This window comes from Planococcus sp. FY231025 (genome assembly GCF_052078085.1).
Classification (GTDB): Bacteria; Bacillota; Bacilli; order Bacillales_A; family Planococcaceae; genus Planococcus.
Window position 1 is genome coordinate 206,833 of the sequence record NZ_JBQJJG010000004.1, and the last position, 25,718, is coordinate 232,550.

Sequence of the window (25,718 nt, forward strand, 5' to 3'; positions counted from 1 at the left end):
ATGAATACAATCATCCATACAGAAAAAGATGCCGTGACAAAAGCGATCCTGCGGGCGAGAGATGTCTATAAGCTCGACGCCGCACCCCTGCTCCAAAAAGTGGCAGACCTGGAAAGCCAAGCAAAAGGCGAGCAGTCCTTGATTTATGCGCTCAACCGCATTTCCATGTCCGAGCCGGATTGGACATTCGTTGCCGCGGAGCTTTACTTGAACGATTTGTACAAAGGGGCGGCGAAAAGCCGGGGCTTCGGGGCAGAATCCAAGTACGGGAATTTTTACGAACTCGTGGAAAAACTCAGCAGCATCGGCATTTATTCTGGCGACTTGCTGAAGAGCTATTCAAAAGAGGAAATTCAGGTTCTGGGCAATGAAATCGATGCGGAGCGGGATCTCTTGTTCAATTACATTGGCTTATTTTTATTGGCAGACCGCTATTTGGCGAAGGATTATGAAGGAAATATCCACGAATTGCCGCAGGAGCGCTTCCTTGTCATTGCGATGACGTTGATGCAGAACGAACCACAGGAAAAGCGGCTGGACCTGGTGAAAGAAGCTTACTGGGCGATGAGCAATCTGTATATGACGGTTGCAACGCCGACACTGTCAAACGCCGGCAAGAGCTTTGGCCAGCTGTCTTCCTGCTTTATCGATACAGTGGACGATTCGCTTGATGGCATTTACTTGAACAACTGGGACATCGCACGCCTCAGCAAAGACGGCGGCGGCATCGGCGTCTATTACGGCAAAGTGCGGGCGCTCGGCTCCGACATCAAAAAATTCAAAGGCAACTCATCCGGTGTCATTCCGTGGATCCGCCTTGTCAACGACACCGCGGTCAGCGTCGATCAGCTTGGGCAGCGCCAAGGTGCCGTGGCGATTTACCTGGACGTGTTCCATAAAGATATCATGAACGGCTTCCTGGATTTGAAGACGAACAACGGCGACGAACGCCGGAAAGCACACGACATTTTCACCGGCGTGGCGATTCCGGATCTGTTCATGGAAAGATTGAAGGAAACGGACGAAAATGGCCGCAGCACCGGCGAATGGCATACGTTCTGTCCGCACCAAGTGAAGACGATTATGGGTTGGAAAGATGAAGCCGGAACTGCGCTTGGCCTGGAAGATTTTTATGACGAAACGGACATCAAGCACTTCAAAGAGAAATATGAAGAAGCGGTCAATAATCCACTATTGCCGCGGAAAACCTACCGGGCGATGGACATCATGGCACGCATCATGGTGTCGCAGCTGGAAACGGGCACGCCGTATATGTTCTACCGCGACGAAGTCAACCGCCAGAACCCGAACAAGCACTTGCGCGGCAAAGGGCGCACATCAATTTACTGCAGTAATTTGTGTACAGAGATAATGCAAAACATGTCAGCTACAACTATTACGAAAGAATATACGGATGAAGATGGCAACCTAGTAATGATTCGCAAGCCAGGCGATTTCGTCGTCTGCAACCTGTCGTCGATCAACTTGCCGCGTGCGGTGAAAGCGGAAGTGCTGGAACGGCTTGTGCCGATTCAGATGCGCATGCTGGATAACGTCATTGATTTGAATACGATTTCCGTCGGCCAGGCCGATGCGACAAATAAAAAATATCGCGCTGTAGGATTAGGGACGTTCGGGTGGCACCACCTCCTGGCACTTGAAGGCATCCACTGGGAAACAGAGAAAGCTGTGGCTTTCGCCGATGAATTATACGAGGAAATCGCCTTCCACACGATCCGCTCTTCCATGGAACTTGCCAAGGAAAAAGGCGCTTACCGTGAATTTGCAGGCTCTGAATGGGAGACAGGCGAGTATTTTGAACGCAAAGGTTACACGAGCGAACGATGGAACGAGCTGCAGAGCGCCATCACGGAAAACGGCGTCCGCAACGGCTGGATGATGGCGGTGGCACCAAACTCGTCGACAGCTAAAATCGGTGGTTCAACAGACGGCATCGATCCGCTCTATGCCGTGGAATTTGCGGAAGAAAAGAAAAACTTCAAATTCAAAGTGACGGCGCCGGACCTCGACCATAACACCTATGACTATTACCGCCGTGCGCGCCACGTGCTTGACCAGAACTGGAGCATCCGCCAGAATGCGGCGCGCCAGCGCCATATCGACCAGGCGATCAGCTTCAACTTCTATGTGCCGCATACGATCAAAGCGAAAGAATTACTGGGGCTCCATCTTGAGGCATGGGAGCAAGGTTTGAAGACCACATACTATGTCCGCAGCACTTCCCAGGCGGAAATCGAAGAATGCGAAGCTTGCCAAAGCTAAGGAGGAACAATTATGTCGATACATGCACCATTACAAAAAATCAAACTGCTCAATCCCGAGCAGCCGAATAAATCTACCGGCATCATCAATGGAGAGTCTTCAGGCCTCCTTAACTGGAATGACATTGCCTACCCGCAGATGTATGACCTGTACCAGACCTTGCTGTCGAACTTCTGGAAAGCGCAGGAAATCAATATGCAGGACGACATCAAGCAATGGGACCATTTGACGGATGTCGAACGCGACGTGTTCCTGCGCATCAATACGCAACTGGCATCGCTCGACAGCCTGCAGACACCGACGATGAGCCAGGCGATGGACTACGTCACCGATTCCAGCTTCAAAGCGATTTTCGCGGTCATTTCCCAACAGGAGGCCGTACACAACGAATCGTATTCATATATCCTGAGTTCACTCGTATCCATCAGCGAACAGAATGCCCGCTTTAACCAGGCGAAAAGCGATCCGATTGTACGGAAGCGCAACGAAGGGATCCTCGATGCGTACGAAGCGTTCCGCCAGAACCCGACGCCGCAGACCTTGTTCCGCTTGAGCGTCAACTCGATCAATTTGGAAGGCATCTATTTCTACGCCGGCTTCGCCTTTTTCTATCATTTGGCGCGCCAGCAAAAAATGCTCAAGACGAGCACGATGATCAGCTACATCCAGCGCGACGAGATGCAGCACGCGTATTTCATTTCCCAGTTTATCCGCATCATGCTGACGGAAAACCCGGAACTGAATACCGAAGAAAACATCCAATATGTCTATGACGCTGTAGACAAAGCGGTGCAGCTGGAGAAAGAATGGGCGCATCACATTCTGAAGGACATCCAGGGGCTTGATCTGGATGAGTTCGAAGGCTACGTCGAATACTTGGCCAATAAACGCCTGCGCCAGCTCGGACTCGACAACCTATATCCAGAACAAAGCAACCCGATGCCGTGGATCCAAGTGTTTGGCGATGACATGATGAATGAAACAAAATCGGACTTTTTCGAGCAGAAATCCCGGACCTATTCGAAAGTGTCGCAGTCGAATGGCTTTGACGAACTATGAGCCGCGGATGGCCATCGTCTACGCATCTGTCACTGGGAATACAGAAGCGGTGGCCGAGATACTGCAGAAAATCTGCCTTTCCAAAGGGCTGGAAGTGGAGCTTTGGGCAATAAACGACTTCCCTTCAACTGAACTCTCACGTTACGATGCAGTACTGGTGGGCACTTACACATGGGGAAGCGGGGAGATTCCGAAAGAGATGCATGGCTTGTTTGAGGCGTTCGAACGCTTGGGTCATAACTCACTGATCACCGCGGTCTTTGGAACCGGCGACAGCTTTTTCGCCGAATTCTGCGGCGCCGTCGACCGTTTCCGGGACATGCTCTTTGTGCAGACGGATTTAGCGGCAACGCTTAAAGTGGAATTGATGCCGCAACCCAAGGACTGTGCGCGGTGCGAAAAGTTGATCACCGGCATTCAAAAGAGACTGCATGAACGTTTTCAACAGCCGGAAATAGGGTGAAAGCGATCCATCAAATCAGATCAATTCAAGCTCAAGGGTTTTTCATTTGAAAAGCCCTTTTTGCTATGGGGTTTTTAATTATGCAAAGTGGATGATAGGCAACGGAATAATTTCATAAAAAATCACAAAATTCAGATATTATTGTTAAAATGATTCATATAGGCAAATCGGAATTGAGGAGGGATTGAAATGGATTTAACAGGAAAAGTGGCAGTTGTAACTGGCGCGGCTTCCGGAATCGGTTTGGCGACCGCAAAAGCGCTCGCTGCCAAAGGCGCTAAAGTGGTGGTCGCTGATATTAACGCGGAGGGCGGAAGGAATGCCGCCAAGGAACTCCAGGGCAGTGGAGCAGAATCGGTATTCATCGAATTCGACGCTTCCCAGGAAGATTCCGTAGCACGTCTTATCGCAGCAGCTGTCGAAGCATTTGGCCAAATCGATATCATGGTAAATAATGCAGGGGTTCGGGCACTCAGTGAAACACATATGCTTTCTTATGAAGACTACCGGAAAGTCATTGCGGTTAACCAGGACGGGGTCTTTTTTGGTTCCAAGCACGCCATCCGCGAAATGCTGAAGACCGGAGGCGGTGCCATTGTCAATACGGCATCGATATTGGGAAGTGTAGGGGAAGCCAGTGCTTTTGCGGTCACCGCTTCTAAAGGGGCCGTGAACTTAATGACGAAATCTTTGGCCCTGCAATATGCAGACAAAAATATCCGGGTAAACGCAGTAAGCCTCGGCTATATCGAGACAGCTATGTCAAACCGCACGACGTTGAGTCCGGAAGCGTACGAAAAGGCTGTAGCGAAACATCCGATCGGGCGCTTGGGGCGGTCGGAAGAAGTCGCCCATGCCATCGTCTTCCTTTGTGAAAATGATTTTGTGACAGGGTCGACATTGATGGTGGACGGGGGATACACTGCTCAGTAATCGGGTAAAGAACGGGTAGCAAGCAATCATCTGACAGGAGGATAAGTTTATGGTAGTTAACAAATGGTGGAAGCTGAGCGCGGCAGCACTGCTGTCTGTCAGCATGCTCTCAGCGTGCGGCGGCGATGGCGGCGACGGAGAAAATGAGGACGAAGAACACGAAAACATGGAGAATGAAGACGAAGAAGAAGACGATTGACGCAGGAGAAAGAAGCCGGAAAGGCTTCTTTTTTATGGAGAACAGCTCCGGAATCCTATGCTGCACAATAGAAACTGGAGGCAACGGATGAACTCCTTCAATAATATACGAGTATCCGGCTCCTTAAAGGGTATAAAAAGAATATACTGAAAATTCCTGGCTTTGAACAAAAGCGGAAGGGAGGGATTCTTATGGCACAAGCGAAATGGCTGAAAGTCGGAGCAGCAGCATTTCTGTCGATCGGAATGCTTGCAGCCTGCGGCGATGCGGAAGACGAAGCGCCGGTAGACAACGACGCCGATGTGACGCCTGAAGAAGGCGAAGAAGAAGTCATTCCGGAAGGCGACATTACGGATACGGATAGTGAATTCCATGACGATGATTCGGATGATGAGGAAAAAGACGATTCGGGCGGATGATGGAGTGGAACAGGGGCAGGCAGCTGGTTTTCGGCAGTCTGCCTTTTTCTGATAAACCAATGCAGAATTACAGAATAAAGGAGCAGCAAGGAGACAAAGAAGATTCAGGAAACCTGATGCGAAGAAAGGAGAACTTATGGGAATCCAGACGATCGACGACTATATCCGGCAAGCGCCGGAAGATGTACAGGAAATCCTTCAGACGCTGCGGCATATCATCCGCGAAGAGGCGCCCCATGCCCAGGAAGCCATCAGCTACCAAATGCCGACATTCGTATTGAACGGCAACTTGGTGCATTTTGCAGCCTTCAAGAACCATATCGGGTTTTATCCGGTCCCAAGCGGAATCACGGCGTTCCAGGACGAGCTGGCTCCGTACAAACAAGGGAAAGGCTCGGTCCAATTTCCGCTCGATCAGCCGATGCCCTATGATTTGGTCCGTCGGATTGTCCGTTACCGGGTTACAGAGAACTTGGAGAAGGCAGAAAAATGACGCCAGCCAGTTGCCGTAATAAACATCAGGACATGATGTGAAGCAGGACAGGCCGGATGAACAGATCCGGCCTGTTTTTATTTGCCGTTAAGATTTTACATGCAGCAAATCGTGTTTTACTTGCGGCAAGTTCAACTTTACTTGCAGCAAACCCGACTTTACTTGCAGTAAGCTCAACTTTACTTGCGGCAAACGCAATTTTACTTGCACCAAGCGTGATTCCGCCGGCAGCCCCGCCTGTTTCCCCGAAAAAAGGATCCGCTGAACACCAGCGGATCCTTCATATAAAATCAAACCCTCAAATTCTCCACAACCGACGCTATCCCCATGCCGCCGGCGATGCACAGTGTCACGACGCCGTACTTCTTGCCGGTACGCTCGAGTTCGTGTACGAGCTTCGTCAACAGGATGGCGCCTGTCGCGCCGATCGGGTGGCCCATCGCAATGGCGCCGCCGTTCGGGTTGACACGGCTGCGTTCGGCGCCAAGTTCATTGATGCAGGCGACTGCCTGGGAAGCGAACGCTTCGTTCAGTTCGATGATGTCGATGTCTTCGATCTTCAAATCTGCTTGCTTCAACGCTTTGAACGTGGCGTGTACCGGACCCATCCCCATCAGTTCCGGAGAGCAGCCGACCGCGGCCTGCGCAATGACGCGCGCTTTCGGCTGGAACCCGCGTTTCAACGCTTCGTCTTCCGACATGACGAGCAAGGCGGCCGCGCCGTCGTTGCGCCCGCTGGCATTGCCCGCTGTGACCGTGCCGCCTTCTTTGAACACCGGCTTTAACGAAGCCAATTTTTCGAAGGAAGTTTCACGCGGATGCTCATCGATTTTGAATTCAACAGTGCCTTTGCGCGACTTCACCGGATAAGGCGCAATCTGGGAATCAAACAAGCCGTTTCGGATGGCATTCGCCGCCCGTTCCTGGCTCTCTAAAGCGAATTCATCCTGTTCTTCACGCGAAACGCCGTATCGCTCCGCGACGTTTTCCGCCGTGATGCCCATATTCAGCTCGCCGTACGTTTCCACAGGTTGGGATCCCGGCTGACTCGCCGTGTTCGGGTCTTTCATTAACACATCGCCGGAACCCGTACCAAAGCGGACCTTGTTGACGTAATAAGGCGCGGTGCTCATCGATTCGGCGCCGCCTGCAATGATGATGTCACTGAGGCCCATGCCGATCTGCTGGGCAGCGGAATTGACTGCCTGAACACCCGAACCGCATTGGCGGTGAATCGTATAGCCCGGCACTTCCACCGGCAGCCCGGCGCGAAGCAAAGCGACGCGCGCCAAGTTCGAGACGTCCGCACTTTGCTTCGCCTGGCCCATGATCACTTCTTCGACAGACGCGGGCTCGAGACCGGTGCGGCGGAGCAATTCTTCAATGACGTGGGCGCCGAGCCGATCGACGGTTTCATTGCCGATCGTGCCGCCCAGTTTTCCGATGGCGGTTCTGACAGAATCTACGATTACTGCATTCTTCAACTCATCATCTCCTGTTTTCCGGAAAAGTCCCTCGCGTAATGCTTCACTTTTTCCTTGTCGATTTCCATGCCGAATCCCGGACCGTCCGGAACCACCACTTCGAAGTTCTCGAACTTGATGTCATTAACCGTGACATTGTCTTTGAACAGCAGGGGACCGAAAATTTCGGTGCCGAACTTCAGATTGGAAATTGTCGAGTAGAGCTGGGCGCAGGCGGCCGTGCCAAGGCTCGATTCGATCATGGTGCCGCCGTAAAGGCCGAGTCCTGCCGCTTCGGCGATGCCGACGACTTTTTTCGTCTGGGTCATGCCGCCGTGCTTGCACGGTTTCAAGGCAACCGAGTTGCCGGCGCGGTATTTGGCGATCCGGAAAACGTCCTGGATGCTGGTCGCCGCTTCATCCGCCATGATCGGTACGCTGAATTTGGCGGTCAGCCGGGACATGCCTTCAAAATCCCATGCCTGCAGGGGCTGCTCGACCATCGAGACGCCTGCAGCTTCAAGTGCGGCGATGCAGTAATTCGACGTGTCTTCATCCCATGCCTGATTGACGTCGACCGTGAGACGAGCCGTGTCGCCAAGCGCTTCCTTGATTTTGCGTACATGCTCAACGTTCTTGAGCGGATCGCCTTTGCCGATTTTCAGCTTGAAAATATTGTGGCGCTTTTTCTCCAGCATTTCCTGTGCTTCTTCAATGTCTTTTTCGGTATTGCCGCTGGCGAGCGTCCACGCAATCGGCAGGGATTTATGGATCTGCCCCCCGAACAACTCAAAAGCGGGGATGCCTTTCGCTTTCGTCGCCAAATCGATGATGGCATTTTCCACGACGGTTTTGGCAAAATAATTGCCGCGGACCAGTTTCGCGACATCGTTCATGACGCGGTCAAAATGGATCGGGTCCTGCCCGATGATCAGAGGGGTGATATAGGCATCGATATTCGCCTTGATGGCTTCCGGCGTCGATTCGCCGTAGGAAGCGCCGCCGATCGTCGCGACTTCGGACCAGCCTTCTCGGCCTTCGTCGTCCTTCACGCAGCCGACCACAATCGTCTGCACGGTAATCGTGTGCATTGCCAGCTGATGGGGGCGGATGGTCGGCAGATCCAATATATAAACTTCAAAAGAACGTATTTTCATGCGAATAAACCCACTTTCTGCATTTTACTCAATGAATGCCGCTTCCGTTTTCTCGCGGACTTCTTCAATCGTCGCACCAGGCATCAGATCGACCAGTTTTAATTGTCCGTCTTTTACCTTGAATACCGCGAGTTCCGTGAAAATCATGTCTACTTGGCGCGTTGAGGTGATCGGGTATGTGCATCGTTTCAGCAGCTTGGAACTTCCGTCTTTGGACGTATGGCTCATCGTCACAAAGACTTTTTTTGCGCCGACGAGCAGATCCATCGCACCGCCGACGCCCATGATGTTCTTGCCGGGAACCGCCCAGTTGGCGATGACGCCGGTTTCATCGACTTGCAGCGCGCCGAGGATTGCGACATCGACATGGCCGCCGCGGATCATCGCAAACGAATCCGAACTGTTGAAAAATGAAGCGCCGACCGCTTCGCCGACCGGCAGTTTGCCGGCATTGACGAGGTTCGGGTCGATATCCGTTTCCTCGACATCCGTCACGCCGAGCAGGCCATTTTCCGTATGAAGATAGATGTCATCAGCCGTCATGTATTCGGCAACAAGCGTCGGGATGCCGATACCGAGGTTGACGGTGCAGGGCCCTTGGAGTTCAAGCGCCACGCGCTGCGCGATCATGTGCTGGGTTTCCGCTTTGTTCATTTGGACGGTCATACGCTCACCACTCCTTCTTTCGTCAGGACTTGCTGGGCTTTCACGATGACGTCGACGTAGATGAACGGCGTTACCACTGCTTCCGGATCCAGCTCGCCGGGTTCGACGATTTCGTCCACTTCGACAATGACCGTTTTCGCAGCAGTCGCCATCAGGGGATTGAAGTTCCGTGCGGTCTTGTAGTAAACCAAGTTCCCTAACGTGTCCGCTTTATGCGCGCGGATCAAGGCAACATCGGCACGGATCGCTTTTTCAAGGATGTACTTCACGCCGGCGATTTCGCGTTCTTCTTTTCCTTTGGCGAGGTCGGTGCCGACGCCGGTCGTCGTGTAATAGCCGCCGATCCCAGCGCCGCCTGCCCGCATCGATTCAGCGAGCGTCCCTTGCGGCAGGAGCTCGAGCTCGATTTCGCCCTTTTGGTATTTGTCGCCGACATCGCGGTTGCTCGTGAAATAAGAGCCGATGCCTTTTTTGATTTTGTTCTGGTTCAAAAGAATGCCAAGACCTTTTCCGGATTCTCCGAGGTTGTTGCTGACAATCGTCAAATCTTTGACGTCTTTCTCCGTCAGCCCGTCAATCAAGGTAAGGGGAGCGCCGATCAAGCCGAAGCCGCCGACGAGAACCGTGTCTCCGGTTTTTATATGGGATAATGCTTGCTGTATGTCATGCTGTATTTTTGACATCATGTGCCTCCATTCCGTGCTTATTCCACTGTTTTTAATGAATCGCTCAGTTCAAACCAGGCCGGGATGCCGGCCGTCAGGATGCAGATATAACCAAGATCCGCCAAGTCCGCTTCCGATGCACCGGCTGCGCGTGCTTTTTCCATCCAAGGCGCTGCTCCGCTGCCGTCGAGTTCGGCGATAAAGTTGCCCGCCATATTGAGATGCTTCAATTTCGAAGAGACTTTGCCGTCTGACAGAATCAACGCGGAAAGCTTTTCTTTATTTCCTTGTTTGATTGTCGAAACCACCTGTTCAAGAAAAGCCGTCTCTTCATCTTTCAGCCAGCCAAGCATCGTGCCGAGCAAATCATCAGCCGTTTCAGGAACGGCTTCCGGAAGGACAACCGGTTTGCCGCTCAATTCCAAAGCATAAGGCACTGCCTCAAACGCTCTTTTCAACGCTGCATCGCCTTTGTATAGGTAAGCAGTCAGGAAAAACTCAAGCAGTTCCGTTGCAGAGTAGCCGAAGTCGACAGCCCCTTTCGTATGGAACAGCATGCTGCGCGAATAAAGGCGCGCTGCGTTCATGCTGGCGATCAACGCGTCTTTCTCTTTGCGGGACAGCGAGCCGTCCTGCATGATTTCCCCGCGGATGCCGGTATATTTGTCCAGGACTTCTGGGCTGTAATCGTGCATTTTCTGCACCCAGCCCGGAACTACGTCATACACTTCTTTGAAATACTCTAACGCTTTGCTCATTTAGGACACTCCTAGAAAAGATTATTTTAAACTTGCCGGATATTCGAATTGGTTGATGCCGAACACAAACGGCAGGATAAAGTAGACAAATGCCACAATCAAAACGAACGCAAGGACAGTCAGCCATGTGCCTTTTCTCACCATATCCATCATCGTAATTTTGCCTGTAGCAAAGATGATGGCATTTGATGGTGTGCCGATCGGCAGCATAAAGGCGAATCCGGCGCCCATTGCAACTGCAGTCATCAACGGCAGGGGATGGACGTCAATCGCCATTGCCAGTGCAGCTGTAATCGGAATAAGAATAGTTACAGTCGCGGTATTTGAAGTGACTTGCGTCATCCCAATCCCCAAGAGCACTGTGACAATCAGAATCAGGAAGTAAGAAGTGCCTTCAAGCAGCAGCAATTGGTTACCGATCCAGCCAGCCAGGTCCGTTCCGTTAAATCCAGCCGCCAGGGCCAGGCCGCCGCCGACCAGCAGCAGAACGCCCCAAGGCATGTGCTTCAAGGAGTCTGCGGTGAGGATGCGTTCTCCCGGTTTGCCTTTAGATGGGATGGCATGCAGCAGAACGGCTGCGACCATGGCGATCATCGTATCGCTCAATCCGGGAATCAAATCCGACCAGATAAACGTTCTTGTCACCCACATGAAGGCGGTGACCGTGAAAATCGTCAGGACGATTTTTTCTTCATAAGACATCTTGCCAAGCTCTTTTTTGCGGTCAATGACAAATTGCTTGCCGTTCGTGATCTTTTTAACTTTCATCGGATAAGCTATTTTTGTAATGTAGAAAATCGCAAACAGCATCAATAGGACAATCAATGGAAAGGCGAAAAGGAAAAAGTGGCCAAAGGAAATATCGATGCCCAGCAATTCACCTGCAAGGCCTGCCAGCAAAAGATTTGTCGGAGTCCCGATCAAAGTGGCGCTTCCGCCGATCGTGCCCCCAAAACCGATGGCGAAGATGATCGATTTAGTGAATTTTATTTCTTCTTCTTTTGTATAGACATCGTCCTCTTTCATCAATGTCACGACTTTAGCGATAATTGCCAGGCCGATGGGAATCATCAGCATGACGGTCGCCATATTGGAAACCCACATTGACAGGAAACCGGTGGCAAGCATAAATCCAAGCACAAGTCCTGAAGTGCTTGCGCCTACCGCACTGATGATGGTGATGGCAATCCGTTCATGAAGATTCCAGCGTTCCAGCGCCAAAGCGAGAGCAAATCCTCCGATGAACAGGAAAATCAATGAGGCGCCGTAGCTCGAGGCTGCGGTGTTGCCGTCGACGGCCCCCAACAATGGCAATAAAATCAGCGGCATCAGCGAAGTGATGCCAAGCGGAATCGCTTCTGTCACCCACCAGACTGCCATCCATGCAGTAGTGGCAAGCACCGCACGACCTTCAAAGCTAAGCCCCGGCAGCGGCAAGGCGAAGAGAATCAGGAAAAACAGGATCGGCCCTAAAATGAGCCCCACCAATTGCGTCGTGCTGTATGAGTTATTTCGTTCCGTCTGTTCGTTGCCAACGGCCGCCTTTGGCTTCTTCCCGGGCAATTCAGCAGTTGCCACCCCAGCGTTGCTGTGTGTCCGGAGTTCCGCCATCGACACCAGGTCTTTTGTTTCTTTATGCGATTTCCACATGCTTTGATTCAGCTTCTTAAGTGAAAAATTCATTTTTATTCCTCCCCTTTGCCCTTTGATAAGGGATTACCGTTCTTTTAAAAAAGCGTCCAAGGCTATTTGAATATCATCCCGTTGTTCAAAGACCATTGTGTAATGATTGCAGTCGGAAACAACTGTCTTTATGTTCTGGATCGAAGCTTGAGTTTCTTTATAATCTTCAAGGTGAAACAGCGGCGGCATGGAGCCGATGTTTCCTTCGGCATACACCAGCAAGGTGGGGCACTCGATGTCCTTGCCGACGGCTGCCGGATCAAACGCATAGAAGCTCTCAAAATCGGCGATAATTCGTGACTCATCGGCTTTATTCTCCCAATGCCCGCCGGCTGGTCCTACTTCGTATTCAGCAGTATCTTGCAGCACATCCGTCCATTCGATCCCGAGATTTGCATAGATTTTCTTAATTTCTTCCGCATAATGTTCCTTGGAATCGAAATGGCGGCTGAGGCGGCCAAGCGAGGGCTGGATAATGCCGCGCTGGTGTTCACTCGATTTAGCGGCTCCATCCAATAAAATCAAAGCCTGAACTGTTTTCAAACGGCTTGCGACAATCGCGGAAATGAACGCGCCCATGGAATAGCCCAGCAGAATCGGGTTGTCCAGCTTCAATTCTTGGATCAGCCCGATCATATCTTCTGCATGCCGGAAGATCGAGGTATCGGCATCCGTCCCGGAGCTGTTTCCGCGCCCTCGCAAATCGACTGCGATAAAGCGGTAGTCGCCTTTCAGCTTTTCCGCGTAATGATGCATGTTCTTATGCGTTCCGGTCAGCCCGTGGATTGCCAGGATCGGCCCTTTTTCCCCGGGGTAATCGGCAACTTGAATCTCATTTCCGTTCACATTCACTTTATAAAAATCCATTGCTGCACCTCAATTCGTTTTTCTGGTTCAGGGGATGGTAAGAAGAAAGCTGCCAAGAAGGAACTCGACAGCTAAGGAGAAAAGCTTATTGGGTTCTCATGACGAAATTCAATGCCGCTTCTTTGTGGCTGCCTTTATCTTCGAGTTTTGACAGGAGCGATTCGCGCACGCCGCCGGCAACATCGGTTTCGAGCCATTCGTCCCCTTCAAAGAATACTTGCGTGATTAGGGTTTCGTGGCCTTCGTGCTCGAATTTGATGTGGATATGCGCCGGGCGGTAAGCATGGTAGCCGGCTGCAAACGTGAACTCGCCGGTCGGCCCGTCCGTCGGGATCTGGTAAGGGATCGGCACGATGGAATGCACTTCGAAGTCGCCGTTTTCGTCCGTGTGGAACTGGCCGCGGAGGTTGAAGTCCGGAGCGGTTGAATCGTAATTGGAATACAATCCGTCTGCATCGTCCTGCCACCATTCCACTTTTGTATGGGCAAGCGGCCCGTTCACCGAGCTGACATTGCCGAAGAAGACCAGCTTGTCGCCAGGCTCGTTTTCGCGCTGCGGCATAACGAACGGCGCTTCTTCGATCACCGGTGAGTTCTCTTCATAATAAGGTCCAAGAAGGGAAGGCTCGGTTCCTGGAGAATCCTTGTACTTCGCTTCCAAGACATAAGTTTCCACAAACACATCCAGAAACAGCGGAATCTCGCCGCTGCGGCCGAGGCGGTCAGCCCATTTCACAAAATTCGTGTACTCTTCGTGGTTGAATTGCTGCTCGTCCAGGAAGTTCTTCATGTGTTTGACAAAGCCTTCGTATGCGCTAAGCACGCGCTCGTTTTTCGTAACTGTTTCTGTCATGTTCATTTCCCCCTTAGTTTGTGTTGGATTAGTTCTGGCGACTGCATGAAACGGATGGAATAAAAATGTAAACGCATTCACAGCGCCTAAAATAAAAAGGTTTTGTGAAATGCTTGCAAACCCGGATCTTTTATTGTACGATATACGTACAAAGTTACGTTAATCGTACAAACACATCTTAACCGGGAGGGGACAGTCTTGTCAACAAAAGAATTAGACAATTTTAAAAACTCAGGGGACTATATCCAATCATTGGAGCGGGGATTGCAGGTGCTGCAGGCATTTTCGCAGCAAAATCCGGCAATGACCGTCAGCGAAATGGCAAAAGAGACGGGCCTCAGCCGTCCGACGGTGCGCCGCATCCTGTTGACGCTGGAACATCTCGGCTTTGCAGAATCAAGAAGCGGTATATACAGCCTGACGCCGCGCACACTGTCGCTGGGGTATGCATACCTGTCATCAAACAATGTCTGGAGCATCGCGCAGCCGTTCATGCGGAACTTTGTCGACAAGACCGGCGAATCGTGCTCGATTTCCATCCTCGACGGCATGGACGTCCTCTACGTCGCCCGTGTATCGACGAAGCGCATCATGTCGATCAATCTCGATGTCGGTTCCCGGCTGCCGGCGTACGCGACATCGATGGGGCATGTGCTGCTCGCGAACCTGCCGGAGGAAGAGCTTGACCGGTATCTGGAAAAAGTTGATTTCAAAAAATTCACCGACAAGACGATCACGGATAAACAACAGATGAAAGAAGTGCTCGCCGATGTGCGCCGGAAGGACTGGGGCGGTGTCGACCAGCAGCTCGAAGAAGGGCTCCGCTCGATTGCGGTGCCGATCCGGAACCGCAGCGGCCGGGTGATTGCGGCGATCAATTGTTCAGCGCACGCCGGGCGCATCACCAAGACGGTGCTGCGAGAGGAATTCCTGCCGTTGCTGCAGGAATGCGCGGAAAGCATCGGCCATGCACTGGACGCAACAGACAACGGCGGCCGCTTGTAGGGGATATAGGGAATATTGAAAGACTTCAAACCAGCCGGTGCGGCTGGTTTTTTTATTGTAGCGAGCGGTTTACTTGCGGCAAATGAAAAATACTTGCAGTAAACTGGTTTTTACTTGCAGCAAATGAAAAATACTTGCGGCAAATTGTTTTTACTTGCAGTAAACGAAAAATACTTGCACCATCTTCCTTTCCTCCGAAAAAAGTCCATTGGAGCATTTCCTCCGCAGCTCCGCAATAATAATTCTCTTCGGATTTCAGAGCAGGTATAATAGACACACCTGAACTATAGAAAAAAGAGGTGCACCCATGATTGTCATCATCGACAACCACGATTCATTCACGTACAATCTCGTCCATTACTTTAAACAGCTCGACCCGGACGTCCGGGTCTATCAGAATGCGGCGGTCTCCGCTGCAGAAATTGCGGATCTGTCGCCCGACCTACTCGTGCTGTCGCCGGGGCCCGGCCGTCCAGCTGAATCCGGGGCAACGCGCGAAGCGCTCGGCTCGCTGAGCGGCACAATCCCGATCCTCGGCGTCTGCCTCGGGCACCAGACCATCGTCGAGCATTTCGGCGGACGCGTCGTCAAAGGGCGCCAGCCGATGCACGGCAAAGTGTCATTGGTCGACCATGACGGAAGCGGATTGTTTGAAGGAATCGCAAACCCGGCAACCGTGACGCGCTATCATTCGCTCATCGCCGAACGGGAAACGATGCCGCCGTGCCTGAAAGTGACGGCCGTCAGCGAAGACGGTGTCGTCATGGGTGTGCAGCACACGGAATTGCCGGTAGCCGGCATCCAGTTTCACCCTGAATCGATCCTGACCCATGACGGGTTTGCGATGCTCCGGAACTGTTACAGCCAGGCAAAAGCCTGGAAGCAAAACGCAGAAGGGAGCAGTCCTGAATGCCAAACCCTTACCTAATGTTCGAGTTTAAAAACAAAGAAGGCGCGGTCGAACCGCTCGCTTTCACCGATCCGGTCCAAGTGCTGGAAACGCACGAGCTGTCAGAAGTTCCGGCAATTCTGGAAAGTGTGGAAAAGGCACTTGGAGAAGGCTTCTACGCTGCCGGGTATATAGCTTACGAAGCGGCTCCGGCATTCCATCCGGAAATGGTGGTGCACGAGGGAGCGGAACTTCCGCTCGTCTGGTTCGGCATTTTCAATAAACCCGCACATCCGGAACCTGAAAGGGAAGAAGGGCGATTCGAGGTGTCAGACTGGCGCCTCGCCAGTTCGGAAGCGCAGTACCGGAATGGCATCGCCCGCATCAAGGACGCCATTGAGGAAGGGCATACGTACCAGGTCAATTACACAGAGCGCCTGCATGCGGATTTCACCGGGAGCACCCGTGCGTTTTACGGCCAGCTTGCCCGCAACCAGCAGGCGGGCTACGGCGCTTATCTGGACCTCGGCCGCTACCGGATCCTGTCAGCTTCGCCGGAGCTGTTTTTCCGCATGGACGGCGGCAGCATCACCACCAAGCCGATGAAAGGGACGGCTGTCCGCGGGCGCACTGCGGCAGAAGACCGGGAACGGGCGGAACAGCTTCTGTTGTCGGAAAAAGAACGGGCGGAAAATCTGATGATTGTCGACCTCCTGAGGAACGACATGAGCCGGCTGGCGGCCCCCGGCAGCGTCAAGGTCTCCAAGCTGTTCGAAGTGGAAGCGTATCCGACCGTGCTGCAGCTGACTTCTACAGTGGAAGCGGAACTCGCGCCGAATCTGTCCGTGTTTGACTGGTTTTCCGCGCTGTTTCCTTGCGGCTCGATCACCGGCGCGCCGAAGATCAGCACGATGCAGACGATTGCCGAACTTGAAAGCTCCCCGCGCGGCGTGTATTGCGGGGCGATCGGGTTTATTACCCCGGACAAGAACGCCGTCTTCAGCGTGCCGATCCGGACGGTTGTCATCGATTCGGAAAACGGTTCGGCCCAATATGGCGTCGGGGGCGGCATCACGTGGGACTCCACGCCCCAAGGGGAATTCGAGGAATTGTATGCGAAGGCAAAAGTGCTGACAGCCCGCAGGCCGGAGTTCAGCCTGCTTGAATCACTCCGGCTGGAAGACGGGGGCTATCCGCTGCTTTCCTATCACTTGAAGCGGCTCGAAGCATCCGCGGCTTATTTCGGTTTCCATGCAGAGATCGAAGAAGCTGAAGCGCTGCTCGCGAAGCTTGCCGGACAGTTTCCGGACGGCATCCACAAAGTGCGCCTGCTGATGGGCCGCACGGGCGCCTGCACCGCAGAAGCGCAGCCGGCATTTCCTGTCTCCGGGCCGGTGAAAGCGATGCTCGCAGAAGGGCCGGTCGATTCGTCGGATCCGTTCCTGTTCCATAAAACCACCCACCGGAAAGTCTATGAAGCCGCCCAACTGGCAGCGGGCGATGCGTTTGCGTCGCTGCTGTGGAATGAAAACGGCGAACTGACGGAATTCACCATCGGCAATCTGGTCGTGGAAAAAGACGGCTGCTTCTTCACGCCGCCCACCACATGCGGTCTCCTTGCAGGCACGTTCCGCCAGCAGCTTCTCGACAGCGGCAAAATCACCGAGCGGGTGGTCCTGAAAGACAGCCTTGGCGAGTGGGACGCAATCTGGTTCATCAATGGGGTGCGGGGCTGGCTGAAAGTGGACCTTTTCAATAAAGGCGCGAAATGAAAAAAAGGTTTGAAAAGGAAAAAGAGCGGGAAAAAATGTTATAACTCCTCTACTGCATCGAAAAACGATGATCTCGTTTGTAGAACCATTTAGTCATTTTGGCTTTACAAAACGAAGGAATAGACTTATTATTCAATTAACGCAAAAAACTATAGTGTTTCTGCGGAAAAATACCATCTTCCATCAAATAAAAGCCAATTAAATAAAACAGGTTGGATGTGCCAGACGATAGTGCTGGCAACAACGCCGGAAAAGAATGCACCATTTCTTTCCGGCGTTTTTTGTTTGGAATCATTTAAGGCAGAGGAGCGATTCCGATGATGTATTTTATCGATCACGATAAAAAAAGAATTCACCGGCAGCTATACGCCGGCGACCGGTGCGGGTTTACCGGCACCCCGGTTGAACACCGTGAATTCACTGATTGCCCGGCTTACACAGAAGGGCTGATCACGAAAGAGCAATACCACAGGTGCCCCTATTGTGTTTCTGTGCAGACGACATTGGCGGAAGACAGCAGGGCATACGCAGATTAGATGAGAGGGATGGTCACGATGAATGGCATGGAGCAGTTATCAGAAAAAGTCGGGATGCTGATGAAGGCGGAGACGGAGCTGCAAAGCGGAAGATGCGTGATCAAAAAGAAACGGACGCTGGAGATTCGGGCAAGCAAGTCCTGTTTCATTTGCACACTGGATATGGACATTTCCTTCCGCCATTTGAAGGAAGACGGGACGGCGCTGAACGAAGCGGAAGTCTATTTATTGCCTGAGGAATTTCCGGCATTTATTGAAAATCTGAAGAACCACCCGATTCCACTGCCGACCAATTACTCCCAGAAGCTGGCGGCGAACCCGAACCTGGTATGCATCCGGATGGAATCAAAGGAGCCGCCGGAGCATTTTGCGGAACGCCTTGAAGCAACGCTCGAAGTCCTCGAGGGGATCGGAAATCAAGTTTATCTAAATTAAAAGCAATTGAAGCGGAGATGAGTCTATGTTGATCCGGTATAAAAAGTCATGTGAAAAGATTGCGATGGGTTTATTGTCACTGATGCCGAAAGAGAAGAACATCAAACATCTTTGCCATACGATGGAGCTTTATGAAACCGATCCGGACTGGCAGCTGTACTTGCTGAAAAGGGATGAGGCATTTATCGGGCTGATCGGTTTGGAAATCGGAGAAGACGCTTATACCATCCGCCACATTTCCGTCCTTCCGCCGTTTCGCGGTGAAGGGCGGGCGCGCTACATGATTGAAAAAGTGCAGTTGCTGATGCCGAACCGTTCGGTACAAAGTACAGCGGAAACAGAAGCAATCGTGGCCCACTGCATGGAAAACAAACTGGCACATAACTGAAATTGAAAAAACGGCCCTTATCAAGCGAGCCTTTATTAATTATTGTCCATATAAGTTTTGCTTCATTAACCAATCTTTGCGGTGAACCAGTGGACGGCAGGTATACCGCATAATAATGAAAGGACAGATGGCGATTTGCTGCCATCTGTTTTTTTATTTGGCAAAAAACGAAAGCATATAGAGAAATAACAAAAAAGGATAAAAGATTTAATATTCAAAATAGTATTGCAATTTAAAAATGATAAGAATATACTAAAAAAAATCAGCGTAATAAGGGGTGAGGCAGTGCAAAGTGTTAACAGTTTACAGTTAACTTTCGAAAATCGGGTAGCCGTCGTCACGGGTGCCGCCCACGGCATCGGCCGCGCAATCTGCCGGGAACTCGCCATCCGCGGTGCACACGTCGCTGCGGTCGACATCCTCGAAGAAGCGCTTGAAGAATCCGGAAAGGATGTAAAAGCGGCCATCGCCGCCCATGGATCCGCCGGGGAGATCCGCCTTTATTCGTGCGATGCCGCCGACTCCGCTGCAGTCAAAAGCCTGGCCGAAAACGTGGTCGGGGATTTCGGCAAAGCGGACATTCTGGTGAATGTGGCGGGCGGTGTGGCCGGCCAGGTGCACCAGCCGATCGAAGCGGTGTCGGACGATGACTGGAAGAAAGTCATCAACATCAACTTGAATACCACCTTTTACATGATCCGGGCATTCGCCCCCTATATGAAAGAGGCGGCATACGGCCGGATCGTCAATATCTCCAGCGGCGCCGGAAGAAGCAGCAGCCTCACCGGCATCCAGGCCTACACGAGCGCCAAAGCCGGACAGATCGGACTGACCCGCCAGATGGCGCGGGAACTCGGGCGCTTCGGCATCACGGTGAACAATGTGGCGCCGGGTTTCGTCCTGTCGAATCCGTCGACCGAACGCCAATGGCAGGCGATGTCCAAAGAACAGCAGGACGGGCTGATCGAATCCATTTCGTCCAGGCGCCTCGGCACGCCGGAAGATATCGCGCATCCGGTGCTCTTTTTTGCTTCTGATTTCTCCCGCTACGTGAACGGCCAAGTCATTTCGGCTGACGGCGGGCTACAACTTTTCTAGGGGGGCACAAGATGGCCATTACAATCATCGGTTCAGGTGCGATCGGCGGAGTCCTCGGGGCTTTTCTTGTCCGGGCAGGAGAAGACATCATCTTCTGCGACATCGCACAGGACCATGTCGATAAAATCAACAAGGACGGGCTGACCATCGAAGGCCCGGACGAAACATTTACCGTAACAGCCAAGGCCTTCACTCCATCTCAGCTGATCGAAAAGCGTGAACCGCTTGAAACAGTCTTCCTTTGCGTCAAAGCCCAGCACACTGAAAGAGCGCTGACGCCTTTTCTGCCTCTCTTAACATCAACTTCCCAAGTCGTTTCTTTGCAGAACGGCTTATGCGAACGGAAAATTTCAAAATTGATCGGTACGGACCGCACCATCGGCTGTTTCGTGAATTTCTCGGCCGATTATCTCGGGCCCGGGAAAATCCTCTACGGAGGAGTCGCTTCGTTGTATCTCGGCGAACTCGACGGCTCCGTTACAGCGCGAATCGAGGCGCTCAAAGACAAGCTTCAGGCATGGGGGCCGGCGCAGGTGACCCGAAACATCTGGGGATACCTATGGGGCAAGATGTCCTATGCGGGTTTATTGTATGCCACGGCTTTGGTCGATGAGACGATGGCCGCGGTCGTCGAAAGGCGCGATCTCCGGGATATGCTGATGGAGCTGTGTTCGGAAATCCTGGAAACCGCAGACAAAGAAGGCATCACGCCGCTCGGTTTCGACGATTGGGAGCCGGCGCTGGTCTACCCGCGGGAAACCCGGGACAGCGAAAAGCTGGATGCCCAATTGGCGAAACTGGCTGAACGGATGGCCGCCAATAAAAAGACGAAAAGCGGGATCTGGCGCGACTTGGCCGTCCGGAAGCGCGAAACGGAAGTGGATGCGCAGCTTGTGCCCATCCTGGAGATCGGCGAAAGCCACGGAGTGGAGATGCCGCTCCTGACGGCGCTGGTTGAGGCCATCAAGGAGATTGAAAGCGGCACGCGGAAGATGAGCTGGCAAAACCTCTACGAACTGCAAAAAATTTACGAATCGTTGCCCCGCAAGGCAAGCTGAAAATAGGAGTGGAAGCGATGATCATCCCAGACCAGAGAACCTTATCGGACGATGTGGCCAAAATCATCAGGAAAATGATCCTGAACGGCGAACTGCAGGCGGGCAGCTGGATCAATCAGGCACAGCTGGCCGAGAAGTTCAATATATCAAGAGGGCCGATCCGTGAGGCCTTGAAACTCCTGCAGAACGAAGGGCTCATCAAGCACGAGACCAATAAAGGCACTTTCGTTGCCACGCTTTCCGAACAGGATGCGTTTGAAATCTACACGCTGCGCGCGCTGATCGAAGGGGAAGCGGCCCAGCTGGCGCTGCCGAACCTGACAAGCAAGGATCTCGCCGAACTCGAAGCTTACATCGAGGCTTTCACGGAAGCCATGAACAACCACGACATCGAACAGCAGGTGCAATGCGATATCCTGTTCCACGGGAAAATCGTGGCGGCTTCGCGGCACAACCGGCTGATCAGCATCCATAAGCATCTGGATACGCAAGTGGGGGTCATGTACCTGACCGTCGCCAACCAGGTGCCGATGCGCGTGGACCAGGTGGTCGCGAATCACCGCGTCCTGCTGGATGCCTTGCGCACGCGGGATAAGAAAAAAATCCAAAAAGCGTTCTCCAATCATTACACGGCGGCGCTGAAGGATCTGGCAAAAGTATCTGCAACCAAAGATTGAAGGGTGGTGGAAGCATGTTATTGGAAGTCAACAATATGTCGCTGGCCTTGAAGCGCGCTGGGAAATATTCGAAAATTCTGGAAGGACTCACGTTCTCGATGGAGCAAGGGGAAACGCTCGGCATTGTCGGCGAATCGGGCTGCGGAAAAAGCATGACCGCCTTGTCGCTCATGCAGCTCCTTCCTGAGAAAGCCCGGCTCGGCGGGGAAGTGAAGCTCCAGGGGGAAGCGATTTCGGGTTACTCGAAGCGGAAATTGGAAAAAATCCGCGGCAACCAGATGTCGATGATTTTCCAGGACCCCTTGACTTCGCTGAATCCGCTGCAGACCGTCGGCGTCCAAATCGAGGAATCGCTTATCCTGCACACGAAGAAAAGCAAAGGGGAGCGCCGGGCCCGTGTGCTGCAGCTCCTGAAAGCGGTCGGGCTGCCCCGTGCTGAAGAACTGATCGATGAATACCCGCACCAGCTGTCGGGCGGGATGCGGCAGCGGATCATGATCGCCATTGCGATGGCGTGTGAACCGCAGCTCCTGATCTGCGACGAACCGACAACCGCACTCGACGTCACGGTACAGGCGCAGATTCTGGAATTGATGAACGACATCAAACGGCAGACCGATATGGGGATCATCATGATCACCCACGACATGGGCGTCGTGGCAGAAGTCTGCGACCGGGTCATCGTCATGTATGCCGGAAAAATCGTGGAGGAAGCGCCGGTCGTCGAATTGTTTGAAAATCCGAAACACCCTTATACCCAAGGGCTGCTCGCATCCATCCCGAAACTCGGCCAGCGGAAAGAAAAGCTCGGATCGATCCCGGGGACGGTCCCGACGCCGGGGAGCATGCCAGTGGGCTGCCGGTTTGCAGACCGCTGCCCGCACGTCATGGATATTTGCCGGAACGTAACGCCGGAGATGATCCGCATCAAAGAAGGCCATCAGACCGCTTGCTGGCTCTACGATGAAAAGGAGGGGAAAGCGAATGCCGCTGCTGGAAGTGACCAACTTGAAACAGCACTTCACAACTAAAAAAGGTTTTATGGGCGATAAGACGGTCGTCAAAGCGGTCGACGGCGTCTCGATTACGATCGATGAAGGCAAGACGCTCGGCGTCGTCGGCGAATCGGGCTGCGGCAAATCGAGTTTGGGCCGCTCCATCCTCCGCCTGGTGGAACCGACCGAAGGAAGCATCAAATTCGAAGGCAAGGAAATCGTCGGCATCTCCGCCAAGGAAATGAAAGAACTCCGCAAAGAGATGCAAATCGTCTTCCAGGATCCCTACGCTTCCCTGAATCCGAGGCGCACCGTGCGCCAGATTCTGGAGGCGCCGCTCATCATCCATGGAGTCGGGGATAAGAAGGAGCGCAAAGAGCAGATTGAAAGCCTTGCCGGGAAAATCGGGCTGCGCAAAGAGCAGCTGAGCAATTACCCGCATGAATTTTCCGGCGGCCAGCGCCAGCGGATCGGCATCGCCCGTGCGCTCACGCTCAATCCGAAGCTGATCATCGCGGACGAACCCGTTTCCGCGCTTGACGTCTCGGTGCAGTCGCAGGTGCTCAACCTGATGCTTGATCTGCAGCGGGAGCGGAACTTGAGTTATATGTTCATTTCGCATGATTTGTCGGTCGTCCAGCATATTTCGGACAAAGTTGCGGTCATGTACCTCGGCAAAGTGGTGGAGATTGCCGATGTCGCCAAAGTTTACGATACGCCGCTCCATCCGTATACACGGGCGCTGCTGTCGGCGCTGCCAGTGCCGGATCCGACCCGCATCAAGAGCCGGATCATCCTGCAGGGAGATCTGCCGAGCCCGTCCAATCCGCCGTCGGGCTGCACATTCCATACGCGCTGCCCGATGGCCACAAAGGAATGTGCCGAAATCGTGCCGCCTCTTGAGGAAAAGGAGCCGGGCCATTTCGCAGCCTGCATCCACGTGTAGAAAAAAGTGACAAAAGGGGGACAGCCTAATGGACGCCTTACGTTTTATCGGAAAACGCCTGCTGCTGATGATTCCGATCCTGATCGGCATCAGTATCCTGACTTTCGCTATTTCCAATACCATCCCCGGAGACCCGGCGCGGCTCATCCTGGGCCCGAAAGCGACTCCCGAAGGGCTGGAAGCGCTGCGGGAAGATATGGGCTTGAACGATCCGCTCTACGTGCAATACGCCAAATACATGGGCGGGATCTTCCAGGGCGATCTCGGGGAAAGCACGTATTCCCAGCGACCGGTCATGGACGATCTGCTGCGGTACTCGCCGGCGACATTCGAACTGACGCTGTTCGCGATGTTCATTACATTGCTCGTCGGCATTCCGTTCGGCGTCATCAGCGCCAGCAGGAAAGACAGGATGGCCGACCAGTTCACCAGGGTGTTCGCGCTGATCGGCGTGGCCATGCCGGCGTTCTGGCTGGGCCTGCTCCTGCTGTTGTTCTTCTATTTGAAGCTCGGGGTGCTCCCGGGATCCGGCCGGCTCGACGGAGGGATGTCCCCACCGGACTACATCACCGGCATGTATACCGTTGATGCCCTCCTGACCGGGAATTGGCCCGTATTCTACGCCGCCGTCATGCATTTGATTCTCCCGGGTATCACGCTTGCGGCCGTGACGGTCGGCATGATCACCCGGATGACGCGGTCGAGCATGCTGACGGTGCTGCAGAGCGATTACATCCGCACCGCCTTCGCAAAAGGCGCCCCGGAAAACCGGGTGCTTTACGGCCATGCGCTCCGAAACGGCATCATGCCGGTCATCACGCTGCTCGGGATGGCATTCGGCCATGCGCTCGGCGGCAGCGTCCTGGTGGAAGCCGTATTTTCCTGGCCGGGGCTGGGGCAGTATGCGGTCAATGCCATCAATTACCTGGATTTCCCGGCGGTCATGGGTGTGACGATGCTGATTGCGGTCATGTTCATCATCGTCAACCTGATCGTCGATACGCTGTATTTCTTCATTGATCCGCGCTTGAAACATAATTGAAGGGAGTGGTCGAGTTGGTGCGAAGAATCTTCAGCAGCCCGTTGACAGTGCTTGGGCTCTTCATCGTATTGGTCATATTGATAGCTGCATCGTTTGCTCCGCTGATCGCCACCCACAGCCCAACGGAAGTGGATCTGCTCAGCAAGCTGGAAGCGCCGAGCGCCGAGCATTATTTCGGCACGGATGAAGTCGGCCGGGACATTTTCAGCCGGATCATCTACGGCACGCGGATTTCATTGCGCATCGGGCTCTTGGTGGTTTTAATCGCCTTCCCGATCGGCACCATCCTCGGGGCGATCGCCGGATATGCGGGAGGGCGCATCGATCAGGTCATCATGCGCATCACCGATGTGTTCCTGTCGTTCCCGGGCATCATCCTGGCGATGTCGATTGCGGCAGCGCTCGGGCCGTCCATCGAGAACGTCATGCTGGCGCTCGCCGCCACCTGGTGGCCTTGGTATACGCGGATCGTCCGCTCGTCGGTGCTGTCGATCAAGCATTCGGAATTCATCGAAGCTTCCCGTGCGCTCGGCGCCAATCCGTTCCGGATCCTGTTCAAGGAAGTCATCCCGAACTCGATCGCGCCGGCCACCATCCAGGCATCGCTTGATCTCGGCTTTGTCATCCTCTCCGCTGCCGGCCTCAGCTTTATCGGCCTCGGCGCACAGCCTCCTTCTCCGGAATGGGGAGCGATGCTGTCAAACAGCCGCGAAATACTGCGCGAAGCCTGGTGGGCAGCTACGTTCCCCGGCCTTGCCATCCTGTTGACCGTGCTGGGCTTCAATTTGCTCGGCGACGGCTTGAACGATATTTTGGATCCGAAACAACGCTGAGCCTGTGCTGAAACCATTGAAAGGGGGATAGAGGTTGTCTGCTGCTGCCGTTTCCGTAAACAACACTCAAACAAAGGGGGAAA

General features: G+C 53.2%; 29 protein-coding genes. 20 read left to right on the forward strand and 9 right to left on the reverse strand.

Features of this window, described 5'->3' with window-relative positions; translation table 11 throughout:
- The 7 genes from ACTL32_RS04345 (at nucleotide 1) to ACTL32_RS04375 (ending at nucleotide 5,849) form a co-directional block, all read left to right on the forward strand.
- Entirely contained in the window at nucleotides 1-2,283 is a 2,283-nt protein-coding gene (locus ACTL32_RS04345; RefSeq protein WP_441340307.1) for a ribonucleoside-diphosphate reductase subunit alpha, read from the forward strand.
- A 12-nt stretch (nucleotides 2,284-2,295) separates the two neighbouring features.
- The gene (locus ACTL32_RS04350; RefSeq protein WP_441340308.1) at nucleotides 2,296-3,342 is read left to right on the forward strand and encodes a ribonucleotide-diphosphate reductase subunit beta; all 1,047 of its coding nucleotides are present in this window, start codon (nucleotides 2,296-2,298) and stop codon (nucleotides 3,340-3,342) included.
- The gene (locus ACTL32_RS04355) at nucleotides 3,323-3,805 is read left to right on the forward strand and encodes a flavodoxin domain-containing protein (RefSeq protein WP_441340309.1); all 483 of its coding nucleotides are present in this window, start codon (nucleotides 3,323-3,325) and stop codon (nucleotides 3,803-3,805) included. Before ACTL32_RS04350 ends, ACTL32_RS04355 begins: the two co-directional genes overlap by 20 nt.
- A gap of 189 nt (nucleotides 3,806-3,994) precedes the next feature.
- The gene (locus ACTL32_RS04360) at nucleotides 3,995-4,738 is read left to right on the forward strand and encodes an SDR family NAD(P)-dependent oxidoreductase (protein ID WP_441340310.1); all 744 of its coding nucleotides are present in this window, start codon (nucleotides 3,995-3,997) and stop codon (nucleotides 4,736-4,738) included.
- Nucleotides 4,739-4,787: 49 nt separating this feature from the next.
- The gene (locus ACTL32_RS04365) at nucleotides 4,788-4,937 is read left to right on the forward strand and encodes a hypothetical protein (protein ID WP_441340311.1); all 150 of its coding nucleotides are present in this window, start codon (nucleotides 4,788-4,790) and stop codon (nucleotides 4,935-4,937) included.
- Between the two features lie 191 nt (nucleotides 4,938-5,128).
- The gene (locus tag ACTL32_RS04370; RefSeq protein ID WP_441340312.1) at nucleotides 5,129-5,356 is read left to right on the forward strand and encodes a hypothetical protein; all 228 of its coding nucleotides are present in this window, start codon (nucleotides 5,129-5,131) and stop codon (nucleotides 5,354-5,356) included.
- Between the two features lie 136 nt (nucleotides 5,357-5,492).
- On the forward strand, nucleotides 5,493-5,849 hold the full coding sequence (locus ACTL32_RS04375) for an iron chaperone (RefSeq protein WP_441340313.1): 357 nt from the start codon (nucleotides 5,493-5,495) through the stop codon (nucleotides 5,847-5,849).
- A 290-nt stretch (nucleotides 5,850-6,139) separates the two neighbouring features.
- Here the strand turns inward: ACTL32_RS04375 and ACTL32_RS04380 are convergent, their stop codons facing one another.
- The 8 genes from ACTL32_RS04380 to ACTL32_RS04415 all read right to left on the reverse strand — a co-directional run bounded on the left by ACTL32_RS04380 (nucleotide 6,140) and on the right by ACTL32_RS04415 (nucleotide 13,961).
- Nucleotides 6,140-7,333 carry a thiolase family protein gene (locus ACTL32_RS04380; protein ID WP_441340314.1) on the reverse strand — a complete coding sequence of 398 codons (1,194 nt, stop codon included), beginning with the start codon at nucleotides 7,331-7,333 and terminating at the stop codon, nucleotides 6,140-6,142.
- Complete coding sequence (locus tag ACTL32_RS04385) at nucleotides 7,330-8,469, reverse strand: muconate cycloisomerase family protein (protein ID WP_441340315.1); 1,140 nt, start codon at nucleotides 8,467-8,469, stop codon at nucleotides 7,330-7,332. Before ACTL32_RS04385 ends, ACTL32_RS04380 begins: the two co-directional genes overlap by 4 nt.
- Nucleotides 8,470-8,493: 24 nt before the next feature.
- Complete coding sequence (locus ACTL32_RS04390) at nucleotides 8,494-9,135, reverse strand: 3-oxoacid CoA-transferase subunit B (RefSeq protein WP_441340316.1); 642 nt, start codon at nucleotides 9,133-9,135, stop codon at nucleotides 8,494-8,496.
- Nucleotides 9,132-9,818, reverse strand: a complete 687-nt coding sequence (locus tag ACTL32_RS04395) for a CoA transferase subunit A (protein ID WP_441340317.1) — start codon at nucleotides 9,816-9,818, stop codon at nucleotides 9,132-9,134. Before ACTL32_RS04395 ends, ACTL32_RS04390 begins: the two co-directional genes overlap by 4 nt.
- A gap of 20 nt (nucleotides 9,819-9,838) precedes the next feature.
- Nucleotides 9,839-10,558: a carboxymuconolactone decarboxylase family protein gene (locus ACTL32_RS04400; protein ID WP_441340318.1), complete on the reverse strand. Its 720-nt coding sequence runs from the start codon at nucleotides 10,556-10,558 to the stop codon at nucleotides 9,839-9,841.
- A 21-nt stretch (nucleotides 10,559-10,579) separates the two neighbouring features.
- On the reverse strand, nucleotides 10,580-12,241 hold the full coding sequence (locus tag ACTL32_RS04405; protein ID WP_441340319.1) for an SLC13 family permease: 1,662 nt from the start codon (nucleotides 12,239-12,241) through the stop codon (nucleotides 10,580-10,582).
- 33 nt (nucleotides 12,242-12,274) lie between these two features.
- Nucleotides 12,275-13,108 carry an alpha/beta fold hydrolase gene (locus tag ACTL32_RS04410; protein ID WP_441340320.1) on the reverse strand — a complete coding sequence of 278 codons (834 nt, stop codon included), beginning with the start codon at nucleotides 13,106-13,108 and terminating at the stop codon, nucleotides 12,275-12,277.
- Nucleotides 13,109-13,193: 85 nt separating this feature from the next.
- A complete protein-coding gene (locus tag ACTL32_RS04415) occupies nucleotides 13,194-13,961 on the reverse strand; it encodes a dioxygenase family protein (protein WP_441340321.1) in 768 nt (255 codons plus the stop codon).
- Between the two features lie 198 nt (nucleotides 13,962-14,159).
- On the opposite strand from ACTL32_RS04415, the gene ACTL32_RS04420 reads away from it, so the two are divergent.
- Nucleotides 14,160-14,966 (forward strand): IclR family transcriptional regulator, encoded by an 807-nt coding sequence (locus ACTL32_RS04420; protein ID WP_441340322.1) that lies wholly within the window; start codon nucleotides 14,160-14,162, stop codon nucleotides 14,964-14,966.
- A 52-nt stretch (nucleotides 14,967-15,018) separates the two neighbouring features.
- Here the strand turns inward: ACTL32_RS04420 and ACTL32_RS04425 are convergent, their stop codons facing one another.
- Nucleotides 15,019-15,297 carry a hypothetical protein gene (locus ACTL32_RS04425; RefSeq protein WP_441340323.1) on the reverse strand — a complete coding sequence of 93 codons (279 nt, stop codon included), beginning with the start codon at nucleotides 15,295-15,297 and terminating at the stop codon, nucleotides 15,019-15,021.
- On the opposite strand from ACTL32_RS04425, the gene ACTL32_RS04430 reads away from it, so the two are divergent.
- The 12 genes from ACTL32_RS04430 to nikC all read left to right on the forward strand — a co-directional run bounded on the left by ACTL32_RS04430 (nucleotide 15,274) and on the right by nikC (nucleotide 25,635).
- Nucleotides 15,274-15,894, forward strand: coding sequence for an anthranilate synthase component II (locus ACTL32_RS04430; protein WP_441340324.1), 621 nt, complete (start codon nucleotides 15,274-15,276; stop codon nucleotides 15,892-15,894). The two genes, ACTL32_RS04425 and ACTL32_RS04430, sit on opposite strands and share 24 nt — an antisense overlap.
- Nucleotides 15,876-17,627, forward strand: a complete 1,752-nt coding sequence (gene pabB / locus ACTL32_RS04435) for an aminodeoxychorismate synthase component I (RefSeq protein ID WP_441340325.1) — start codon at nucleotides 15,876-15,878, stop codon at nucleotides 17,625-17,627. The genes ACTL32_RS04430 and pabB overlap by 19 nt, the downstream gene beginning before the upstream one ends.
- Nucleotides 17,628-17,944: 317 nt before the next feature.
- Nucleotides 17,945-18,163, forward strand: a complete 219-nt coding sequence (locus ACTL32_RS04440; protein WP_441340326.1) for a hypothetical protein — start codon at nucleotides 17,945-17,947, stop codon at nucleotides 18,161-18,163.
- Between the two features lie 9 nt (nucleotides 18,164-18,172).
- Complete coding sequence (locus ACTL32_RS04445) at nucleotides 18,173-18,598, forward strand: DUF1259 domain-containing protein (RefSeq protein ID WP_441340327.1); 426 nt, start codon at nucleotides 18,173-18,175, stop codon at nucleotides 18,596-18,598.
- 25 nt (nucleotides 18,599-18,623) lie between these two features.
- On the forward strand, nucleotides 18,624-18,986 hold the full coding sequence (locus ACTL32_RS04450) for a GNAT family N-acetyltransferase (protein ID WP_441340328.1): 363 nt from the start codon (nucleotides 18,624-18,626) through the stop codon (nucleotides 18,984-18,986).
- A gap of 285 nt (nucleotides 18,987-19,271) precedes the next feature.
- Nucleotides 19,272-20,084, forward strand: coding sequence for an SDR family NAD(P)-dependent oxidoreductase (locus ACTL32_RS04455; protein WP_441340329.1), 813 nt, complete (start codon nucleotides 19,272-19,274; stop codon nucleotides 20,082-20,084).
- A gap of 11 nt (nucleotides 20,085-20,095) precedes the next feature.
- Nucleotides 20,096-21,142 carry a ketopantoate reductase family protein gene (locus tag ACTL32_RS04460; protein WP_441340330.1) on the forward strand — a complete coding sequence of 349 codons (1,047 nt, stop codon included), beginning with the start codon at nucleotides 20,096-20,098 and terminating at the stop codon, nucleotides 21,140-21,142.
- A gap of 17 nt (nucleotides 21,143-21,159) precedes the next feature.
- Nucleotides 21,160-21,819 carry a GntR family transcriptional regulator gene (locus ACTL32_RS04465; RefSeq protein ID WP_441340331.1) on the forward strand — a complete coding sequence of 220 codons (660 nt, stop codon included), beginning with the start codon at nucleotides 21,160-21,162 and terminating at the stop codon, nucleotides 21,817-21,819.
- 14 nt (nucleotides 21,820-21,833) lie between these two features.
- Nucleotides 21,834-22,850 (forward strand): ABC transporter ATP-binding protein, encoded by a 1,017-nt coding sequence (locus ACTL32_RS04470; RefSeq protein ID WP_441340332.1) that lies wholly within the window; start codon nucleotides 21,834-21,836, stop codon nucleotides 22,848-22,850.
- Complete coding sequence (locus tag ACTL32_RS04475; RefSeq protein ID WP_441340333.1) at nucleotides 22,804-23,760, forward strand: ABC transporter ATP-binding protein; 957 nt, start codon at nucleotides 22,804-22,806, stop codon at nucleotides 23,758-23,760. Before ACTL32_RS04470 ends, ACTL32_RS04475 begins: the two co-directional genes overlap by 47 nt.
- Nucleotides 23,761-23,788: 28 nt before the next feature.
- Nucleotides 23,789-24,802, forward strand: coding sequence for an ABC transporter permease (locus tag ACTL32_RS04480; RefSeq protein WP_441340334.1), 1,014 nt, complete (start codon nucleotides 23,789-23,791; stop codon nucleotides 24,800-24,802).
- A 17-nt stretch (nucleotides 24,803-24,819) separates the two neighbouring features.
- Entirely contained in the window at nucleotides 24,820-25,635 is an 816-nt protein-coding gene (gene nikC / locus ACTL32_RS04485; RefSeq protein ID WP_441340679.1) for a nickel transporter permease, read from the forward strand.
- Nucleotides 25,636-25,718: the final 83 nt, after the last annotated feature.

What these genes read in the sequence shown, in the direction of transcription:
- ACTL32_RS04345 (WP_441340307.1), top strand. Translation starts at nt 1, where the DNA reads ATGAATACAATCATCCATACAGAAAAAGATGCCGTGACAAAAGCGATC.
- ACTL32_RS04350 (WP_441340308.1), top strand. Translation starts at nt 2,296, where the DNA reads ATGTCGATACATGCACCATTACAAAAAATCAAACTGCTCAATCCCGAG.
- ACTL32_RS04355 (WP_441340309.1), top strand. Translation starts at nt 3,323, where the DNA reads ATGGCTTTGACGAACTATGAGCCGCGGATGGCCATCGTCTACGCATCT.
- ACTL32_RS04360 (WP_441340310.1), top strand. Translation starts at nt 3,995, where the DNA reads ATGGATTTAACAGGAAAAGTGGCAGTTGTAACTGGCGCGGCTTCCGGA.
- ACTL32_RS04365 (WP_441340311.1), top strand. Translation starts at nt 4,788, where the DNA reads ATGGTAGTTAACAAATGGTGGAAGCTGAGCGCGGCAGCACTGCTGTCT.
- ACTL32_RS04370 (WP_441340312.1), top strand. Translation starts at nt 5,129, where the DNA reads ATGGCACAAGCGAAATGGCTGAAAGTCGGAGCAGCAGCATTTCTGTCG.
- ACTL32_RS04375 (WP_441340313.1), top strand. Translation starts at nt 5,493, where the DNA reads ATGGGAATCCAGACGATCGACGACTATATCCGGCAAGCGCCGGAAGAT.
- ACTL32_RS04385 (WP_441340315.1), bottom strand. Translation starts at nt 8,469, where the DNA reads ATGAAAATACGTTCTTTTGAAGTTTATATATTGGATCTGCCGACCATC.
- ACTL32_RS04390 (WP_441340316.1), bottom strand. Translation starts at nt 9,135, where the DNA reads ATGACCGTCCAAATGAACAAAGCGGAAACCCAGCACATGATCGCGCAG.
- ACTL32_RS04395 (WP_441340317.1), bottom strand. Translation starts at nt 9,818, where the DNA reads ATGTCAAAAATACAGCATGACATACAGCAAGCATTATCCCATATAAAA.
- ACTL32_RS04400 (WP_441340318.1), bottom strand. Translation starts at nt 10,558, where the DNA reads ATGAGCAAAGCGTTAGAGTATTTCAAAGAAGTGTATGACGTAGTTCCG.
- ACTL32_RS04405 (WP_441340319.1), bottom strand. Translation starts at nt 12,241, where the DNA reads ATGAATTTTTCACTTAAGAAGCTGAATCAAAGCATGTGGAAATCGCAT.
- ACTL32_RS04410 (WP_441340320.1), bottom strand. Translation starts at nt 13,108, where the DNA reads ATGGATTTTTATAAAGTGAATGTGAACGGAAATGAGATTCAAGTTGCC.
- ACTL32_RS04415 (WP_441340321.1), bottom strand. Translation starts at nt 13,961, where the DNA reads ATGACAGAAACAGTTACGAAAAACGAGCGCGTGCTTAGCGCATACGAA.
- ACTL32_RS04430 (WP_441340324.1), top strand. Translation starts at nt 15,274, where the DNA reads ATGATTGTCATCATCGACAACCACGATTCATTCACGTACAATCTCGTC.
- pabB (WP_441340325.1), top strand. Translation starts at nt 15,876, where the DNA reads ATGCCAAACCCTTACCTAATGTTCGAGTTTAAAAACAAAGAAGGCGCG.
- ACTL32_RS04440 (WP_441340326.1), top strand. Translation starts at nt 17,945, where the DNA reads ATGATGTATTTTATCGATCACGATAAAAAAAGAATTCACCGGCAGCTA.
- ACTL32_RS04445 (WP_441340327.1), top strand. Translation starts at nt 18,173, where the DNA reads ATGGTCACGATGAATGGCATGGAGCAGTTATCAGAAAAAGTCGGGATG.
- ACTL32_RS04450 (WP_441340328.1), top strand. Translation starts at nt 18,624, where the DNA reads ATGTTGATCCGGTATAAAAAGTCATGTGAAAAGATTGCGATGGGTTTA.
- ACTL32_RS04460 (WP_441340330.1), top strand. Translation starts at nt 20,096, where the DNA reads ATGGCCATTACAATCATCGGTTCAGGTGCGATCGGCGGAGTCCTCGGG.
- ACTL32_RS04465 (WP_441340331.1), top strand. Translation starts at nt 21,160, where the DNA reads ATGATCATCCCAGACCAGAGAACCTTATCGGACGATGTGGCCAAAATC.
- ACTL32_RS04470 (WP_441340332.1), top strand. Translation starts at nt 21,834, where the DNA reads ATGTTATTGGAAGTCAACAATATGTCGCTGGCCTTGAAGCGCGCTGGG.
- ACTL32_RS04475 (WP_441340333.1), top strand. Translation starts at nt 22,804, where the DNA reads ATGCCGCTGCTGGAAGTGACCAACTTGAAACAGCACTTCACAACTAAA.
- ACTL32_RS04480 (WP_441340334.1), top strand. Translation starts at nt 23,789, where the DNA reads ATGGACGCCTTACGTTTTATCGGAAAACGCCTGCTGCTGATGATTCCG.